This window comes from Brucella grignonensis (assembly GCF_002252505.1).
GTDB lineage: Bacteria > Pseudomonadota > Alphaproteobacteria > Rhizobiales > Rhizobiaceae > Brucella > Brucella grignonensis.
In genome coordinates, this window is record NZ_NNRL01000164.1 from 335,836 (window position 1) to 353,057 (window position 17,222).

Sequence of the window (17,222 nt, forward strand, 5' to 3'; positions counted from 1 at the left end):
GCTTTAAGAAGCGACGTAAGATTCGCGAGGCCCGTAAATGGAAAAAAGTGCTGAAGAACAATTCTCCGCGTCGCAGGATTTTATTGACTTCGTTGGGAAACGCAGGTTCGCGACGGTAATGGCAGACCCGCCTTGGCAGTTCATTAATCGAACTGGTAAAGTGGCACCTGAACATAAGAGGCTTTCACGCTACGGTACGATGGAACTGGATGCCATAAAGGCGCTTCCGGTAGCTGAAGCTTGCGCGGCGACGGCTCATCTGTATCTATGGGTTCCTAATGCTCTTTTGCCGGAAGGCCTTGAAGTAATGCGAGCATGGGGATTCAACTACAAATCAAACATTGTCTGGCATAAGATTCGGAAAGATGGCGGATCAGACGGTCGCGGTGTAGGTTTCTATTTCCGTAACGTTACGGAGTTAATTCTGTTTGGAGTCAAGGGCAAGAACGCACGTACGTTGCCACCGGGAAGATCGCAAGTGAACTACATTTCTTCACGGAAGCGGGAGCATTCGCGTAAGCCTGATGAGCAATATCCTCTCATAGAAAGCTGCTCGCCGGGTCCTTACTTGGAAATGTTTGGGCGTGGCGTGCGTAAGGATTGGGCGACTTGGGGTAACCAAGCTACCGAGGCGTATGAGCCCTCGTGGGACACATACAGTTACAACTCCGCGACTGACAGGCCTATCGCAGCTGAATAGTCAACTTTCAGATGCGATGGCGTCCCGAATGAGGGCATTTTCTTCCTCAACAATGTCTTCCAAGTCAATGTTTTGGTCAAACCTGACAATACTTGATGGAAGACCAATCAGCACCAGAGGACAAGGATTTCCGACGCCTCTGTGCACTCTCGCTTCCAGTTTGCTCCAGTGCGTCGTCGCTGCTCCGTATTTGTCTGCTACGAAAAGACTAGCCCACGCTTCTTCAAACGAGCATCCCGACGCACTAACTCTATTTTCGACGGCAGTCCTCTGCCTCTTTGTGCGCGCCATGCCGAACTCCTCAACTGCGTCGTTCGAATTCAATCCTCGCTCGTAAGCAAATCGCTGAACCAATTCCTTCATATTATCTTGCATTGTGGTGCCGCGAGTAACGATAACTCCAACAGAGATAGCCCCGTCTGCATGAAGTCTTTTAAAATTCTCCAAGTCGCGGTCGAAGAACGGGTCCTTGTTGTTCCATTCGATTTCTAAGGCAACTATGCCTTTATCAAACTGTTTCACGTGGTCGATCTCGTGCGAAATCGCTTCCCTTCGTTGGCCGTTTATTGTCTTTTCAACGATAAAATTCATCTTCTTCCAACCCAACGCTGCAAGTGAGCGTCGCAAACGCTGCGTCCCTTGGGTCTCTCCGCCGCCAGAGCCGATGATTTCTTCAATTGGAATTGACAAACTACCTACGGCATCTTCGAGCTGGGAAACCGCTTCTGGAAAATCGACACTCAATATTGCTTCTGCATGAGAATGAATTTCCACCTGAAAACCAAGCTCTTTAAGGGTATCAAACATACTGCCTACGCCAAAAAATGTTTCTGACGAAGACTAACAAATTGAACTATCCAAATCCTTAATAAGCCCTAACGAGTTAAGCAGGGTGGCAGAATCTTAGATGAGTGCAGTTGATGGAAGAACGTAAAAACTAAGAAATGTCTACCACGCAACAGCCTTCTTCATTACGCTCTGAAGCGCAATGTTCTTCAACTTGAGCGCAATACTGGAAGATTGATCCAAGTTATCTTTACGGTGCATGGCATCGTTATATATCACGCCAAGTAAGAAGCACACCTCTGGTACGTTAACATTCAGGGATTCCGCTAGTTCAAGTTTCGCTGCCGTTCCATGTAAGTCAAGAAATTCTGCTCGCCTCTGAAGGTCACCAATTTTTTCGTATGCGCATCGTTCAATCGCTATACGAACATGCGCGCACACTGCGAACGGATCATAAGACTCAGCCCCTTCGACAAGTTTCTCCCAGTGCTCTCTCAAAAAATCATAGAAATCAACACTCACGCCGTGTTTCTTAGGTAGTCCGTACGTCTCATTAAATATTTTTGAAATATCCTTACGCTCCGGATGATAGTGTAGAAAGTACTTCGAAAGATCGTCCTTCCATACTGCATCATCACGCTGCAAAATCACCTTTTTCATCGTATTTGAAATGCTTTGATTTGGCATTCCAAGATAAATCCTATTCTGCTTTTGAAGCGCATATCCCTTAAAGAATACGGGGTCAAGATGCGTCAACAAAGCCAAATATATTCTTCGTCCTTCCTTCTTAAAATCCTCTATTAATTTACTTAGAAAATATTGAGCTACTACAATATTTGCGTCATCAAGGTAATCAAAAATTTCATCGATAATTAAGATTATAGGTTTTTGTGATCTTGAATTTGTTACCTTAATGAGAGCGCAGGTAAAGTAAAGGAGGTCTCGCTGACCATTTGAAAGAGAATTTGCATCCGGGAATTTAATGATAAGACGTCCCTTAGTTTCTTTTATATTTGCAGCAACCCAGCCACCATTTATATCATTTATAAAAGCTTTTATGTTGCTTAACCGCCGTTCAAAGTCGCAGCGTTGTAGCCATTTCTTAAACTCCGCGCGATTGTCCTCAATTAGTTTATGTAATTGAAACGTCAACAGAAAGCGTTCAACTAAATTTGTTTCAGTGGCTGACTGCTCAATTATCTGAACAATTTGCTTGATAGGTTCACAAGCCATGATAGCGCTTGTGAATTCTTGTGAGAAACGCTGAGCGATATCCGGCTTGGTTCCTTTCGCTGCAACCAAGAACAATAGCGAGGCGTCAAATAACTCTGTGCACCGCTTTTGTTTTAATTTGTCAATAACGTCAATGTTGCTTAACAAATCGGAACATATAGAATTATTAAGAATTTTCGTTAAATTGGGAGACAATTTTGAGTTTTCTGCAAGTAATATCTTGTAATCAGACGAATTATAATTAAGTACTGCCTTCGGTGGCACGGGGCCTAAATCTAAGTCCGAAATCTCTAGATACGGTCTTGCGACTGCAAAACCGTTAGGACGCGGCATTTTTGCTTTAGCTTCTATATTTGATTTGATAACGGAAATTTCGAATTCTTCAGATACTTCGTTTTTCGTTTCATCGGCGGTTAGCCATTTTCCCTCATGACAAATCTTGAGCAGTGAAATCCGTACTTCTTGTTGCCGATGCTTGTCTTTTTCATCAACTAAAAGTTTTGCGCCTCGGGCACAATTGAACGCGGTAGATAACGTGCTTTTCCCGAATCCATTAGGTGCTATAAAAATATTTGGCTTATTGGGAAGAAACTGGACATCTAAAGTTGTATCATCAAATCCACGGATATTCTGAATTACAATTTTCGAAATTGTCATTTTGCGATGCCCCCAAGTCAGCCGAGTCCGATAAAAGACGTGAATCGGATTTTTAATCAAGACATCAACATCAGCGACAGCTTATTATGATACCCTGGTAAGACGCGACGGGTTCATTTCAGTGAAGATGTCACGGTGCTTTGCACTTCCGCGCCCCGCTGCGGACACCAAGCTTGCGCTCAATGATTTGTTCTTGTTGGAGCGAAATCATTGCATGTACCGCCTTCTCCTCCGGCAGGCAGACCAACCAAACTACGATGACACTTCATGAAAAGTTCAAGACCAGTCGCGCCATGCTCAGCTTCAAGACGCCATTAAACTAAAGCGGTTTTCCTCAACTTCGAAAGGGTAGAGCGGCTACAGCCAGTAGCGGCTATAATGCTGTTCCAGCTTTGGCCACTCTCCAGCATCTTCAAAAGGGCTGCATTCCGCGACTTGTTTTCTGGCCTGCCTTTATATTTTCCATCAGCTTTGGCTTTGGCTATTCCCTGTTTCTGTCGCCTCCTACGATCATCATAATCTTTCCGCGCAATTGCGGCGATCATATCGAGCAACATACTATTGATCGCCTCAAACATTCGAAGCGTGAACTCATCCGCATTTTCTGAAGCCATTGTCCATGAGGTTGGAAGGTCAAGTGCAACAACCCGTAATTGCTTCGCTCGAATTTCTGCCTTCAGGTTTTCCCAATCGCTGGCGTTCAACCGGCTCAGCCGATCTACCTGCTCAATTAGGAGCACATCGCCGGGCTGGCTATCCGAAAGAAGCCGGAACAACTCAGGGCGATCAAGGGAAGCACCGCTTTCGTTTTCGACATAGAAGGCCGCAATCTTCAAACTACGCTCTTTGACAAATGCAATCAGATCGTCTTTCGCCCGATTGGCATCTTGATCCTTTGTCGAAGCTCTCAGATAGGCGCGTAAAAACATAGAACCACTCAAATGTTCGTTTTAAGTGGTTCTTTTATAATCGGTTCGTTTTGACTTGTAAGCCGGCATTATCGAACCAGCGCAGGGCCAGTTCGCCAGAGGTATACCCTTAAAGCATAGGCATCCAACTCCAACAAAAGCCATCATGTTTTCAATTCGCACAAAAAGAGATAAAGATGCCCTGTATGGGCGAACTGCTAATTTTTTAACAAGGGAATGAAATGGTAAATGTCATTTGGGGTACGACTAGAAAACCAGTTTCAAGTCAACGCCTTGCTGATCTCTTGGAAACAGAGATACAAGACGAAGGCGATCTTTTCATCGGATATCCCATTATTGCAACTCCTGAAGGAGCATTCTCCATTGATGCTCTGCTCGTAAGCCCATCGCGTGGAGTAATTATCTTCGATTTGGTGGAGGGGCGAGATTTAGGCGATTTTCAAGACCGCTAAGATGAAGGTGTAAATCGATTAGAGGCAAAATTTCGCTCCCATAAAAACTTGATGCAGGGGCGAAGACTATTAGTCACATCAAACGTTATTACATACGCTCCCGTCGCTAACATAGAAGGACGAGGAGACGATCAATACCCCATATGTAATAACGCATATTTTTCTGAAACTATTGACAAATTTCTTGGGCATGAATGGGAAAGTCAAGATACTTATCTGGGCGCTCTTTCTGTAATACAGTCCATTTCTACGATACGCCGAAATAAGAGAAGCAGGATAGCTTCACGAGTAGACTCCCGCGGCTCAAAACTAAAGTCGCTGGAGGAATCTATTGCGAATCTTGATGTGATACAGGGGCGCGCAGTAATTGAAACCGTAGACGGGGTGCAGCGAATTCGTGGACTTGCGGGGTCAGGGAAGACGGTTATTCTGGCACTCAAGGCAGCATATCTTCATGCTCAACATCCCGAGTGGAAGATTGCTGTCACATTTAACACCCGGTCCCTCAAGGAACAGTTCAGGAGACTTATCACAACCCTCGTGATCGAACAGTCGGGGGAAGAGCCGATCTGGGACAATCTACAGATACTTAACGCGTGGGGTGCGCCCGGTGGCAGAGAAAAAACTGGCATGTACTACATGTTCTGTCAAAGGCACGGTATTTCCGCCTACGATTTCCAAAGCGCACGACGGGCCTTCGGCCAAGGTAATGAATTCAACGGAGTTTGCACCAATGCTTTACAGCAAATGCAAAATCCACAAAAAATATTTGATGCAATTCTTATTGATGAAGCGCAAGATTTTGAAAGCTCGTTCTTGCAGCTATGCTATTGGATGTTGGGGGATATTAAGCGCCTCGTTTATGCTTACGATGAACTTCAGTCGTTGACTGAAAGGTCTCTTCCTCCACCAGAAGAGATTTTCGGTTCTGACGAACGCGGTCGCCCTCGCGTTCAATTAGCAGCACCTGAACATGGACCGCCCCAACAAGATATCATTTTAGAAAAATGCTATCGCAATTCCGGACCCGTCTTGGCGACCGCACATGCACTGGGATTCGGGATTTATCGTGACGCAGACCCTAAAACTGGAACAGGGTTAGTGCAGATGTTTGAAAACAATAATCTGTGGCTCGACGTTGGTTATCGCGTTAAAGAAGGTGAGCTTGTAGATAATTCACCAGTAAGGCTTATGCGAACCGCGCATTCAAGCCCTCAATTTCTACAAAATCACTCTCCAATTAATGATCTTATCCAGTTTATCCACTTCGATGATGAAGATCAGCAAGCAAACTGGCTTGCCAATTCGATCCAAGAGAACTTAACCGATGATGAACTCGCTTGCGACGACATTATCGTGATTAATCCAGCCCCCCTGTCAACTCGCAGCGCAGTCGGCAAGGCCCGCCGCATCCTTTTTGAAAAGAACATAAATAGCCATCTAGCGGGCGTGGATACATCTCCGGACGTGTTCTTCGATGAAGGAAATCAGTCTGTTGCCTTCACCGGAATTTTTCGCGCCAAAGGAAACGAAGCTGGAATGGTGTACATCATGAATGCTCAGGATTGCTATACAGCATTCGGCGGTATTGCGCGGGTGAGGAACAGGCTATTTACGGCGATTACGCGCAGTAAAGCATGGGTTAGAGTGCTTGGGATCGGCGAGAACATGCGGCATTTGGAGCAAGAGTTTCAAAGGGTTCAGCAGGAAGATTTTGAACTCGCGTTCGTTGTCCCAGATGATAAAACTAGAAAGAGCATCAATATCATTAATAGAGACATGACGGATGCTGAGAAGAAGAATGTTAAAGACTTTAGTACAAATATTGGTCGCCTCATAGAAGAAGTACGTAAAGGAGAGCTGCGCGTTGAGGACCTTCCCAACGAGCAAATTGAGCAACTTAGAAAGATTTTGGGCAATAAGTAGTTACCATGCCAAGTCCAGAAACTGTTAAGAGACAAATTGATAGCATAACAGCCGATCTAATCGAAACAGGACTAAGCAGCAAACAAAACCTCTCCATCCTCAGAACTCATCCGGAAGGTGTTATTGACGTAACTACCGAAAAGTATACGGACATGTCTCTTTTTATGAAGGACATAAGCTATGTTGATATGTATAATGGAGCTTTGGAAGGAGAGCAATACAACATTGCGATGGTGGACGGCGCCCTGATTCAGATGCAGTACCGCTTTATAAATGGTGTTATTCATAAGCATCGGCTGGCTTTTTTTCCTTCACCAACGCTTGATGAGTTTCAAAACAATCCTGATATCTACGATGAGGATGAAATCTACGGCGATGTGATCAAAAGAAGTATCTTTCCTGCACCATTGCGCTTCGATTTTGATAGGTCAGCGGCTAAAAATGTAACTCACCCGATGTCGCATCTTACAATAGGGCAGTATGGAAACTGTAGAATACCAGTTCTATCACCATTATCACCCTTTTTGTTTACTGATTTTATTCTCAAGTCTTTCTATAACTGTGGGTATAAGAGCTTTTCTAAAAAAATAAGAATAATGAAAGAAAGATTTACGTCAACAATTACGGAGTCGGAAAAAGAAATTATTCATATAAGCATTCCTTTATAGAAAAAATTAATTACAATAATTACTAAATTTTGGCGTTTTATTTAAATATTTCTTTGGCCAAGCCTAAATGAGATTGCGTTGAAGGTGCTGACACGAAGTTGGTTTTCCAGAAAGATGGCTTGACTGTATAGATTTGTTGGAGCGTGACCAAAATTGCCTTGACTTGATCTCAAACGTAAACGCCGTCCACCTAGCATTCTCTGTGAACGGCTCTGCAGTAAGCCGCGTTAGGAAGGCATTTTTAGCAACTGTTTTTTCGATCCAAAAGCCGCAATCAGACCGATAAACGCGAGAATCATAAACACGGCCACTATAGTTCCTCCAAGGATCGCTCCAGCCACAGCACAGATCATCAAAAGAATGCCGGGTAGCCGACCCTTCGCACCCAGCGCAACGGCACCCAAAATGATGGTCAAGAATGAAAACGCAACGCCACCCCAGCCAAGACCGATAACGGTTGAAGCACCTTCAGCTTCCAGCCCAGCTCCCATTCCTCCGACCGCTAACGTGAAAATGGCTGCAAAGACGCCGAAAATCCCTGCAACCAGCGCGATGATTCCGCCTGCTTTCTGCATTTTTGTATTCCTTAGTTTGATGGCGATTGCTGTTGCGGCTGCTCTAACCCGAAGATGAGCGCTGAGCCACTTTGCGCGAGATACGCCAGCTTGACGTCGCCAAGCTTCACAGTGGCTTCCTGACGTGGATTTAGCTGTAGTTGCAGAGGCTGATCAGCAGGCTTTCCATCTACAAAGACACCACGTGAAAAAATCACTGGTGCAGGTTCGCGAAGATCGTTGTTGACCACAACGGAGATGGAGGCATCCGACAGCTTTATGCTGGCCATGGTGTTCACACGGCGAATTCGCTTCTGAATGTCCTCATATTTCTCGGCGTTGAATGTAACAGCCACTGATGAGGTTCCATTTTCCAGCCTGAACGCTTCAAAGGCCAGCAGATAGTTGCTTTTCATAGGTTCTTCCGGCTTGGCGTAGAAAAGCAGCGTCGTAGCCTTAATCGTCATCCGGTCATTGAGGCTTCCAGAAACTTTCTCGCATGCAACAAGCGATGCTTTTTCAAAGACGGACGCAACAGCTTCAACCAGTTCCTGTCCCTCCGGCTTGGAACACCTTTGAGCCAGTCCGGATTCCAGAACCTCAATAGAAATATCGACCGAAATTTGAGAAGGCTCTGATTTAGCCAGCATTTCCTCAACATCTAGAACGTAAAGGGTAGTTGAGACGTTCTGATCGCAACCGATCAAAGCCATGGAAGCAAGGCAAAAGCCTGCAATTTTCTTCAGCATTGATTTCCCCGACACCAATTCCCCAAAAGAACTCATCAAACAAAAATGAGTCTTATAACACCACGTTTCTTATAACGTGGCTCCGGGAAAGCCAAGCGTGTTTTGTACACGAATGGATATTCTCGAACAGCTTGCTTTCAATTTGCGCCGTATCAGGGTCGCTAATGGTATTTCTCAGGATGAGTTGGCGCTCATGTCCAACGTTGAGCGCGCATATGTCGGCCATATTGAGCGCGGCAAGAAAAACCCAACAGTGATCACCTTGGACAAGCTGGCCACGGCATTGAACTGCCATATCGCGGACTTCTTCACAGAAATTGAGGAAGAGTCAGAAAATCCAACTCTTCCCCGAGGCCGTAAGGGAAATGGAGAGAAAGGGCTCCGCTAAAAGTCCTTCTCAATGCTCATTTTCACGCCACCGTATTTGGACAGATAATCATCCAAGATTGCGTTCAGCGCCGCGCCAGTCTGTTTGCAGGCATTCGCAAACCGCATCCGATCTTCGAAGCCGACCGGCATCATTTTATAGAGCTGCATGAGTTTGTAATTGTCGTCCTTTTCCATCTTTTTTGCTGTGTCTGCCCAGATTGTACCGGTATCCAGCGAAAGAGACGCGGCAACAAGATCGACCTGCTTCAGCTTGGCTTTCAATGGAGCCATTTGTCGTTCAGGGGCAACATGATAATCGCAGAACCCCTTTACCAGCAGATAAGTCTGATAGATGTCGGAAAGTGCATTCCGCGCTTCCTTCGATGCGGAAGGTGATTTGCCACTTGAATTGCTTTCCTCTGCATGAGCATCTTTTGATTGAGACGCGGCATTAGAAGCCGTTTCATGAATAGGCTTGGTCGCAGATCGTCCGCAGGCTTCCACCCAAAGGGCATCTGATAGTGAGATCAGCTCAGGGGAAACCCCTCGATTAAGCTCTTCCGCAAGCGTTTGCTCGATGCCGATCAGCGCTTTTTTCTGCTTCCAATAAACGGTTCCGCTATCCGCATCGCAATAGACGTAAGCTTTCTCTGAATCTTTTTGCCTGTGCGCTGGACATCGGCTCTCACCAGATTTGCAATGGACTTTGAATAATCCAGCGATTGCAAGCGAACCGTATAGTGTGCGTCTTTCAATGAAAGTTCTGTTTTACCGCTCAGGGTTTTGAGCCGCTTCTGGATTTCTGCTCGCTTCGAAAGCTTCGCTGAATCTTTCCGGCAAACTGAAAACCATAGTTCCCAATAAAGCCGGTCGGCACTAAACGGTTCCTTTCGGACATCAATCTGGTGATTGAGGTTATCGCCATCCAAGACTTGCGCCATGGTATCATTGCAATTGACCACGAATTCGCTGGTCTCGCTTTCCCCACGATTGTCAGAAGCAATCACCGTCACAATACGATTATCCTCCACGCCTGTAGCTTCCACGCTTTGGAGAAAATACTCGCGATAAAGTCCTGAACGTCCTTCGCTTGAAAAATACTGAGCATTGGCTGTGAATGCCGTTGTAGACAAGATAACCGCAAAGCCTGCTATTAAAAGCCGTCTATTTGCAGCGTTCATATTCGCCAGCCCCTGCAATCGAAATTTTGTTGGCGTTTAACTGCGTGATGTTCAAATCGCCTCGAACAGTCTCGCCCTCGGTTTCGCACAGAAACTGAATAGTATGGCTGGCTCCTTTACTCGTATGCTTGGTAATCGCGCAGTTGCCCTCGTATCGCTTGAGGGTCTTTTTTCCGATCACGAGAAAATCTTCTGTCGTCTCGTTTCGCACCGCTTTGCAGCTTTCAGCGTATTTGCCTTTCCACGTCCCAAAGATTGAACCGCCTATTTCCGCCGACTGCGCTTGTCCTGAAATGGCTGTCATTAGCGTTGCGATTGAGATCGCAGAACCAATCCGTTTCATTGCCCCGCCGAATTAAAAACTGAAAGAAGTCGATTCTATTAAACGTGGTTTTATATAACCACTAATTTTATCATTCGTTATTGACAAGAGGAGTACGCATGAAGTTGGCCGGAACAGTTTGAATATCAGGGCCTGCGTTGAGCACGTCAAATTCGCAGATAGTAAGATGTTTGCATGGCAAACTCATTTGAAATATTGGTACAAATATTGGTACAATTTTCATTAAACTGAATTGTCCTAACGGTTTGATTTTATTTGATATAAACTGAGTTTTCTCTGAAATTGATGCCTGTCGGGTGCGCCAAAAAATCAATGACTTAGATGACATTTAACAGAGCTGGTGATTGACCAACTCACCAAATACTCACACTGAGTCATTGGTTTGGTGAGTAGTACTGCTAAAGAAAAAGCCCTTGAAAGGGGCTATTTGATTCTGGCAATTTGTTTAAGTTAACGCTCGGCAGTGGAGTTAACAGACGGTGATATCTTTTGCTCGGCCCATCTGTCTAAGTCCGCCTTATGATATAGAGGAAAGCGTCCTTGATACTGCATCGATGGGCCTCCGCCATTCGTCGCAAGCTTTTCAAGTGTTGATCGCGAGATATCTATCCCGTGCTTTGTGCGAAGGTATTCCGGCACGTCTTTACGACGCAAGCGTGATCGATCTATCATTTTGAAGCCTCCACAGTGACGATTTCAGCATTTCTGGTTCTGATGAAGGGCACAAAGTCCGATCCTTCATACTTCATCGCGGTACTAGATCGCTTCAATGATGCGGAATTGATCGCCGGGCTTTAGCCATCGGGTTGAAGCATCAAGAGCGGCTGCTATCACCTTTTCGCGGGTGTCCGCTTCGGTAAGATCATAGACATCGTCATCGAGGTTGCCTGCAAACCATGTCCAGGGTGTCATTCGTCACCCTCCTCGATCTCGACGACTACGTGCTCGTGATTTCTACTTGCAGAAAAGGTGCTGGGAACAAACTTCAGGCCATGGCTGCTCTGCCACTCATCGCATGTAATACCGATCCGCCTTCCGAGGTCGCTGATCTGTTCGCCAGTCGCGTCAAAATATGGACCGTCATCATATTCAACGCTGGCTCGGTCGCTCTCAGCGATTTCTTCCTCGGCGCGCTGCACTAGATCGTCAGCGTCAAGAATGTAGTCTGAAAGCTTAGCGGATTAAAGAACGGAACTATTGACCCAAGCTCAGTCCCGCCTGAGCTGATCAATGTGTCATAAGCCTTGCAATCTGCTGTCTCGTCAACCGTTAGGTGGAAGGCAAGCGGTCTTCCTCTGGCATCAGCCAGACAGTGAAGTTTACTGGTGAACCCGCCCCGCGAGCGGCCAAGAGCACGTCGATGAATCCCCCTTTTCCGCCCGCTACCGAAATATGGGCGCGAACCGTGGTGCTATCGATGCTGTAGTGGCCACTGTCAGCCATGATCTCAGTAAAGGTGACTGAACGGCCTCCCAGACCCCGTCTTCGCTCCAGCGCCGAAATCGTCGATAGATCGTATTCCAATTGCCGTATTTGGGTGGAACATCCCGCCACGTGACACCTCGGCCCCTGTGCCCTAGCAGGCCGCCTATGGTTCCATCGGAGTAGCCGAGCTCTGATACATAGGATGCATAAGCATGTCGCAGGGTGTGACAAGTGACATTTTCTGGGTTTGCGGTTCGAAAAATTCTCACTGCCTCATGGTTCATTCCATGATAAGATTTCTTACCGCGATTTGCCGGAAATGCCCATGCGTTCCCGGCGTGCACATCACACTCTTTCAATAACGCGACAGCCCGTCAGCGCCAAAAGCGCGATGATCTTTATGGCGAATGGGTGGAAGCCTTTGTTCGCCTCGTCTTTCCCGTGACGGAGGGCCGCTCCGAATTGTGCTAACTCTTTTTCATTTAAGAAACGCTGCCTCGGTTGGGCCCGAAATCTCCATACGCGGTGTACAGGGTTAATTGTTATCAGACCTTTGTTCACAGCCCAAGTTATTATCCCAGACAACATGTCGGCTGCCTTGGCACTGTCTGTAACGACTGTGTGTCCTTATTTCTTTGCATTCGCTATCGCCTTCATCTTGCCGACCGTGATGTCATGGGTCATGCGCTTGACGATACGCGCACCGACGTCGATGACTGCCATCTTTCCCGGCACTGGTTTGATATGCTTGGCAAACCGGCTTTCGTTCATTTGGATTTCTTTTGTCGTGTTGTTGAGCGAAATCAATAACGCTCGGAAATACCAGCGTTGATAATGTTGGGCGATTTCTTATCGTATTTGTTCCAAATCAATGAACTCTTTGTCTGATCCGATAATTTCCAACCGAAAGACATGCGCGCAAGTAATAGAAGAGCAAATGCAGGTTGGACGTGAAAATAGCAATATTGGGCCGTGTGGTCGCTCCAGCTTTCCGACGTCGGAGCAGTTTTCCAAGCGTCAGTCAGCCATTTTCATTTTTACTGGAAGCCGTCAGGGTCGTCGCGTTGGCAGCGATGGTTCTGGCGCTCTGCTGGCAGACCACGGCATCCGCAGCTGATCTGGAAAAATACCTTCCCAAGGTTGAAGCAAGCACGCTCTTCAAAGAGGCTGATGCTATCGGCAAGCCACAGGGCGAGCCGCCAATCGCACCACTGATGAAGCGGGGCGAGGTGATCGGTTATGCTTATTTGAATTCTGACTTCACCAGTTCCATCGGCTATTCCGGCAAACCCATCCATATCGTCGTCGGCATTGATACCAAAGGTGTCATACGCGGCATAAAACTGGTCGACCACAAAGAGCCGATCGTGCTGATCGGCATTCCCGAAGCCAAGGTTGTGGCTGCGCTGAACTCGCTGGTCGACAGTGACATGAGTGCTGTCGCGGCTGGCCAGAACAAGCCTCCGCAGGTGGAGATCGTCAGCGGTGCCACGGTTACTGTGCTCGTCATGGGAGACAGCGTCGTTCGCTCGGCCGTTGGGCTCGTTCGTAGTGGGCGGCTCGGTAATGCGCCTGTGCAGGTCGCCGCAGCCGATGCGCAGCGCACGGTTGATCTGGAGATCCATGACGAGCAGGACTGGCAGGCATTGATCGGCGACGGTTCGGTTCGCAGCCTGAAACTGTCAGTTGGTGATGTGACACAGGCGTTTCGTGACGCAAAGCATGATCGCGCTGCCGACAATCCCGAAACAACCAACCCTGAAGACGAATTCATCGAGCTTTATGTTGCGCCAGTCTCGGTACCGTCGATCGGCATCAGCCTGCTTGGCAAGGATGGCTTCGAACGTTTGCAAAAGCGGCTGAAGCCAGGACGTCAGGCGATCCTGGTTGCGGGCGACGGAGCCTATTCTTTCAAGGGCTCTGGATATGTGCGCGGCGGTATCTTTGACCGCATCGAATTGATGCAGGACGGGCAGGGCGTACGTTTCCGCGACAAGAACCATACCCGTATCGGCGACATCATGGCCGAAGGCGCACCACGTCTGCGCGAGATAGCACTGTTCGAGGTGCCGGACGGGTTTGCCTTCGACGTGACGGAACCGTGGGATCTGCAGCTTCTGGTACAGCGCGGTTTCGGGGCGCGGGACAAGGCCAATGTCAGTTATGATCTTGGCTACAGTTTGCCGGAAAAATATCTGGCGAAGCAGCCGGAACCAGCTCCCGTGCAGCCTGTAGCAACAACTGCAGATGCACCGCGTCAGCCGCAACCGGTCGGCGAAGCCAATGCTGCCGACATTCTGGGCGAGGGCAATCCGCTCTGGGTCCGGATGTGGGATATGAATCGTGCCAATGTGGTCATCACCGCTTTTGCCATCACGGTTCTTGTCGGCATCTTCTTCTTCCAGAACAGTCTGGTCAGGCATCCGCGCTTCTTCACCTGGCTGCGGCGCAGCTATCTTCTGTTCATCCTTGTCTGGCTCGGTTTCTACAACAATGCACAATTGTCGGTCGTCAACGTCCTGACCTTCACCAACTCCCTGATTACCGGCTTTAACTGGGAATTCTTCCTGACATCGCCGCTGATCTTCATTCTGTGGGCATCGGTGGCGGCGGGGCTGTTGTTCTGGGGGCGAGGACCCTTCTGCGGCTGGCTGTGCCCGTTTGGCGCCCTGCAAGAACTTACCAATAATCTCGCCCAATGGCTGAAGGTGCCGCAGGTCAAGCTTCCATGGGGACTGCACGAGCGCCTCTGGCCTCTCAAATACATGATCTTCCTCGGCCTGTTTGGATTGTCGCTCTATTCGGTTGCACTGGCAGAAGTGTTTGCAGAAGTCGAACCATTCAAGACCTCGATAATTCTCAAATTTGCACGTGAGTGGCCGTTCGTCATTTATGCGCTGACACTTCTGACTGCAGGCCTGTTCATCGAGCGCTTCTACTGCCGCTATATGTGCCCGCTCGGCGCAGCTCTCGCCATCCCCGGACGCATCCGCATGTTCGAATGGCTGAAACGTTGGCCGGAATGCGGTTCGCCCTGCCACCGTTGTGCCAAGGAATGCCCGGTCGAGGCGATCCATCCGGAGGGGCAGATCAACGTCAATGAATGCATTTACTGCATGCATTGTCAGGAACTCTATCACGACGACCAGCGCTGCCCGCACATGATCCAGGTGCGCGTGAAGCGTGAAAAATTCGCAGCCCGCAATGCCCCCCTCGCAGCGGCTGCCGAACGTGGCGGTGGACCGGCCAGACCCGTCATCTCAGTCAAAGGAAAGCCGGTTGAAGGCGTTGCCGATACTGGTCCTGCTGCCTGACTTTTCTAAAGGAGAGAAGCATGTCTGAAGAAACCAAAAAAACGCAGCTTAGTCGAAGACAGCTGCTCGGCACGTCAGCCTTCGTGGCTGCTGCCGGCGCAGGCGGTCTTGGTGGGGCGCTGTTTGCAGGTTCGACCGAACCGGCAATGGCTGCTGCTGGTGCCGGCCATAGTGCAGAGGTAAAGCCCGGAGAACTGGACGAATATTACGTCTTCTTTTCCAGCGGTCAGAGCGGTGAGGTCCGTATTGTCGGCCTGCCATCGATGCGCGAACTGATGCGCATTCCGGTGTTCAATCGCGATAGCGCGACCGGCTGGGGCCAGACAAATGAAAGCCTTAAGGTGCTGACCGAAGGCCTTCTGCCGCAGGACCAAGAGTTCCTCAAGGATCGCGGTGGCATTTTCCTGAATGGTGACTTGCACCACCCGCACCCGTCCTTCACGGAAGGCACCTATGACGGGCGTTATCTCTATGCCAACGACAAGGCCAATACGCGTGTCTGCCGCATCCGTCTTGATGTGATGAAATGCGACAAGATCATTCAGCTCCCGAACCAGCACACCGTGCATGGCTTGCGCGTGCAGAAATATCCGAAAACCGGATATGTTTTCTGCAACGGTGAAGATCGCGTGCCGATCCCGAACGATGGCAGCAATCTGACCGATACCAAGCAATATCACGCGATCTTCACGGCCGTTGACGGCGAGACCATGAAGGTTGCCTGGCAGATCATGATCGATGGCAATCTCGACAATGTCGACTGCGATTATCAGGGCAAGTACGCTTTTGCCACCTGCTACAATTCGGAAGAGGGTACGACGCTCGCCGAAATGATGTCGAGCGAGCAGGACTGGATCGTCATCTTCAACCTGAAGCGTATCGAAGAAGCGGTTGCGAAGGGTGATTTCAAGGAAATCAACGGTGTGCCGGTCATCGATGGACGTCACGGTTCCAAATATACGCGTTACATTCCTGTGCCGAACAGCCCACATGGCATCAACACTGCGCCAGACGGTATCCATGTGGTTGCCAACGGCAAGTTGTCGCCGACCGTTACCGTGTTCGACGTTCGCAAGTTCGATGAACTTTTCGACGACAAGATCAAGCCCCGCGATGCTGTGGTTGCGGAACCTGAACTCGGACTTGGGCCATTGCATACGGCTTATGATGGCAAGGGCAACGCCTATACAACGCTCTTCATCGATAGCCAGATCTGCAAATGGAATATCGAGGACGCCAAGCGAGCCTTCAAGGGTGAAAAGGTCGATCCGATCCGTCAGAAACTCGATGTGCATTATCAGCCCGGCCACAATCACACTTCCATGGGGCAAACCAAGGAAGCCGACGGTCAGTGGCTAATTTCGCTCAACAAGTTCTCCAAGGATCGCTATCTCAATGTCGGCCCGCTCAAGCCGGAAAATGACCAGCTCATCGATATTTCCGGTGAGAAGATGATGATTGTCCATGACGGGCCAAGTTTTGCTGAGCCGCACGATGCAACGATTGTTCATCGTTCCAAGATCAATCCCGTCAACTTCTGGAGCCGTGAGGATCCATTCTTCGCCGATGCTGTCACTCAGGCGAAAGCCGATGGCCTCGACCTGATGGACGCGAATGAGGTGATCCGGGATGGCAACAAGGTGCGCGTTTATATGACGTCTGCCGCGCCAGCCTTCGGTCTAACCGAGTTCACCGTCCAGCAGGGCGATGAGGTGACGGTGTATGTCACCAATATCGACGAGATCGAAGATCTTACGCACGGCTTCGCCATCATCAATTACGGGGTCAACATGGAGATCGGACCACAGGCGACCGCGTCTGTCACCTTCACGGCCAACAAACCGGGTGTGTGGTGGTATTACTGCTCGTGGTTCTGCCATGCGATGCACATGGAAATGAAGGGCCGGATGCTCGTGGAACCGAAGAAGGCCTGAAC

General features: G+C 48.7%; 18 protein-coding genes and 1 pseudogene. 8 read left to right on the forward strand and 11 right to left on the reverse strand.

All coding sequences use genetic code 11. The annotated features are described in order from the left end of the window. The first annotated feature begins 37 nt into the window (after positions 1-37). Positions 38-700 (forward strand): MT-A70 family methyltransferase, encoded by a 663-nt coding sequence (locus CEV33_RS19520; protein WP_094542037.1) that lies wholly within the window; start codon positions 38-40, stop codon positions 698-700. On the opposite strand, the gene CEV33_RS19525 is transcribed toward CEV33_RS19520, so the two are convergent. From CEV33_RS19525 to CEV33_RS19535, 3 genes are all read right to left on the reverse strand, one after another. Beyond that, positions 701-1,507, reverse strand: coding sequence for a BglII/BstYI family type II restriction endonuclease (locus tag CEV33_RS19525; RefSeq protein ID WP_094542038.1), 807 nt, complete (start codon positions 1,505-1,507; stop codon positions 701-703). It lies immediately after the preceding gene. Positions 1,508-1,648: 141 nt separating this feature from the next. Further along, positions 1,649-3,376: an AAA family ATPase gene (locus tag CEV33_RS19530; RefSeq protein ID WP_094542039.1), complete on the reverse strand. Its 1,728-nt coding sequence runs from the start codon at positions 3,374-3,376 to the stop codon at positions 1,649-1,651. A 314-nt stretch (positions 3,377-3,690) separates the two neighbouring features. Further along, positions 3,691-4,305 (reverse strand): recombinase family protein, encoded by a 615-nt coding sequence (locus CEV33_RS19535; protein ID WP_094542040.1) that lies wholly within the window; start codon positions 4,303-4,305, stop codon positions 3,691-3,693. Between the two features lie 221 nt (positions 4,306-4,526). On the opposite strand from CEV33_RS19535, the gene CEV33_RS24265 reads away from it, so the two are divergent. From CEV33_RS24265 to CEV33_RS19545, 3 genes are all read left to right on the forward strand, one after another. Continuing rightward, positions 4,527-4,757 carry a hypothetical protein gene (locus CEV33_RS24265; RefSeq protein ID WP_208620221.1) on the forward strand — a complete coding sequence of 77 codons (231 nt, stop codon included), beginning with the start codon at positions 4,527-4,529 and terminating at the stop codon, positions 4,755-4,757. Between the two features lie 345 nt (positions 4,758-5,102). Continuing rightward, complete coding sequence (locus CEV33_RS19540) at positions 5,103-6,683, forward strand: DEAD/DEAH box helicase (protein ID WP_208620222.1); 1,581 nt, start codon at positions 5,103-5,105, stop codon at positions 6,681-6,683. Between the two features lie 5 nt (positions 6,684-6,688). Continuing rightward, positions 6,689-7,351, forward strand: coding sequence for a DUF2290 domain-containing protein (locus CEV33_RS19545; RefSeq protein WP_094542041.1), 663 nt, complete (start codon positions 6,689-6,691; stop codon positions 7,349-7,351). A gap of 227 nt (positions 7,352-7,578) precedes the next feature. Here CEV33_RS19545 and CEV33_RS19550 read toward each other — a convergent pair whose 3' ends face one another. Together CEV33_RS19550 and CEV33_RS19555 are read right to left on the reverse strand one after the other, a co-directional pair. Further along, positions 7,579-7,926, reverse strand: coding sequence for a hypothetical protein (locus CEV33_RS19550; protein ID WP_094542042.1), 348 nt, complete (start codon positions 7,924-7,926; stop codon positions 7,579-7,581). Positions 7,927-7,937: 11 nt separating this feature from the next. Beyond that, entirely contained in the window at positions 7,938-8,690 is a 753-nt protein-coding gene (locus CEV33_RS19555; RefSeq protein WP_445433015.1) for a DUF7424 family protein, read from the reverse strand. Between the two features lie 76 nt (positions 8,691-8,766). Between CEV33_RS19555 and CEV33_RS19560 the strand changes: the two genes are divergently transcribed. Further along, on the forward strand, positions 8,767-9,042 hold the full coding sequence (locus CEV33_RS19560) for a helix-turn-helix domain-containing protein (protein ID WP_061345554.1): 276 nt from the start codon (positions 8,767-8,769) through the stop codon (positions 9,040-9,042). Here CEV33_RS19560 and CEV33_RS23795 read toward each other — a convergent pair. The 4 genes from CEV33_RS23795 to CEV33_RS24270 all read right to left on the reverse strand — a co-directional run bounded on the left by CEV33_RS23795 (position 9,039) and on the right by CEV33_RS24270 (position 11,459). Further along, positions 9,039-9,314 carry a hypothetical protein gene (locus CEV33_RS23795; protein WP_141211605.1) on the reverse strand — a complete coding sequence of 92 codons (276 nt, stop codon included), beginning with the start codon at positions 9,312-9,314 and terminating at the stop codon, positions 9,039-9,041. The genes CEV33_RS19560 and CEV33_RS23795 overlap by 4 nt on opposite strands. A gap of 293 nt (positions 9,315-9,607) precedes the next feature. Then, positions 9,608-10,204, reverse strand: a complete 597-nt coding sequence (locus CEV33_RS19570) for a hypothetical protein (RefSeq protein ID WP_094542046.1) — start codon at positions 10,202-10,204, stop codon at positions 9,608-9,610. Further along, entirely contained in the window at positions 10,188-10,547 is a 360-nt protein-coding gene (locus CEV33_RS19575; RefSeq protein WP_094542047.1) for a hypothetical protein, read from the reverse strand. The genes CEV33_RS19570 and CEV33_RS19575 overlap by 17 nt, the downstream gene beginning before the upstream one ends. A gap of 756 nt (positions 10,548-11,303) precedes the next feature. Continuing rightward, positions 11,304-11,459: a hypothetical protein gene (locus tag CEV33_RS24270; protein WP_208620223.1), complete on the reverse strand. Its 156-nt coding sequence runs from the start codon at positions 11,457-11,459 to the stop codon at positions 11,304-11,306. On the opposite strand from CEV33_RS24270, the gene CEV33_RS23800 reads away from it, so the two are divergent. Beyond that, positions 11,444-11,689 (forward strand): hypothetical protein, encoded by a 246-nt coding sequence (locus tag CEV33_RS23800; protein ID WP_141211606.1) that lies wholly within the window; start codon positions 11,444-11,446, stop codon positions 11,687-11,689. The genes CEV33_RS24270 and CEV33_RS23800 overlap by 16 nt on opposite strands. Before the next feature lie 80 nt (positions 11,690-11,769). On the opposite strand, the pseudogene CEV33_RS24875 reads toward CEV33_RS23800, so the two are convergent. After that, positions 11,770-12,109: pseudogene (locus tag CEV33_RS24875) on the reverse strand (IS5 family transposase); the annotation flags it as partial. Between the two features lie 490 nt (positions 12,110-12,599). Beyond that, on the reverse strand, positions 12,600-12,743 hold the full coding sequence (locus CEV33_RS24060; RefSeq protein WP_167388186.1) for a hypothetical protein: 144 nt from the start codon (positions 12,741-12,743) through the stop codon (positions 12,600-12,602). Between the two features lie 302 nt (positions 12,744-13,045). Between CEV33_RS24060 and CEV33_RS19605 the strand changes: the two genes are divergently transcribed. Beyond that, on the forward strand, positions 13,046-15,286 hold the full coding sequence (locus CEV33_RS19605) for a regulatory protein NosR (RefSeq protein WP_094542052.1): 2,241 nt from the start codon (positions 13,046-13,048) through the stop codon (positions 15,284-15,286). Positions 15,287-15,306: 20 nt separating this feature from the next. Beyond that, on the forward strand, positions 15,307-17,220 hold the full coding sequence (gene nosZ, locus CEV33_RS19610; RefSeq protein WP_094542053.1) for a TAT-dependent nitrous-oxide reductase: 1,914 nt from the start codon (positions 15,307-15,309) through the stop codon (positions 17,218-17,220). The last annotated feature ends 2 nt before the right edge of the window (positions 17,221-17,222 follow it).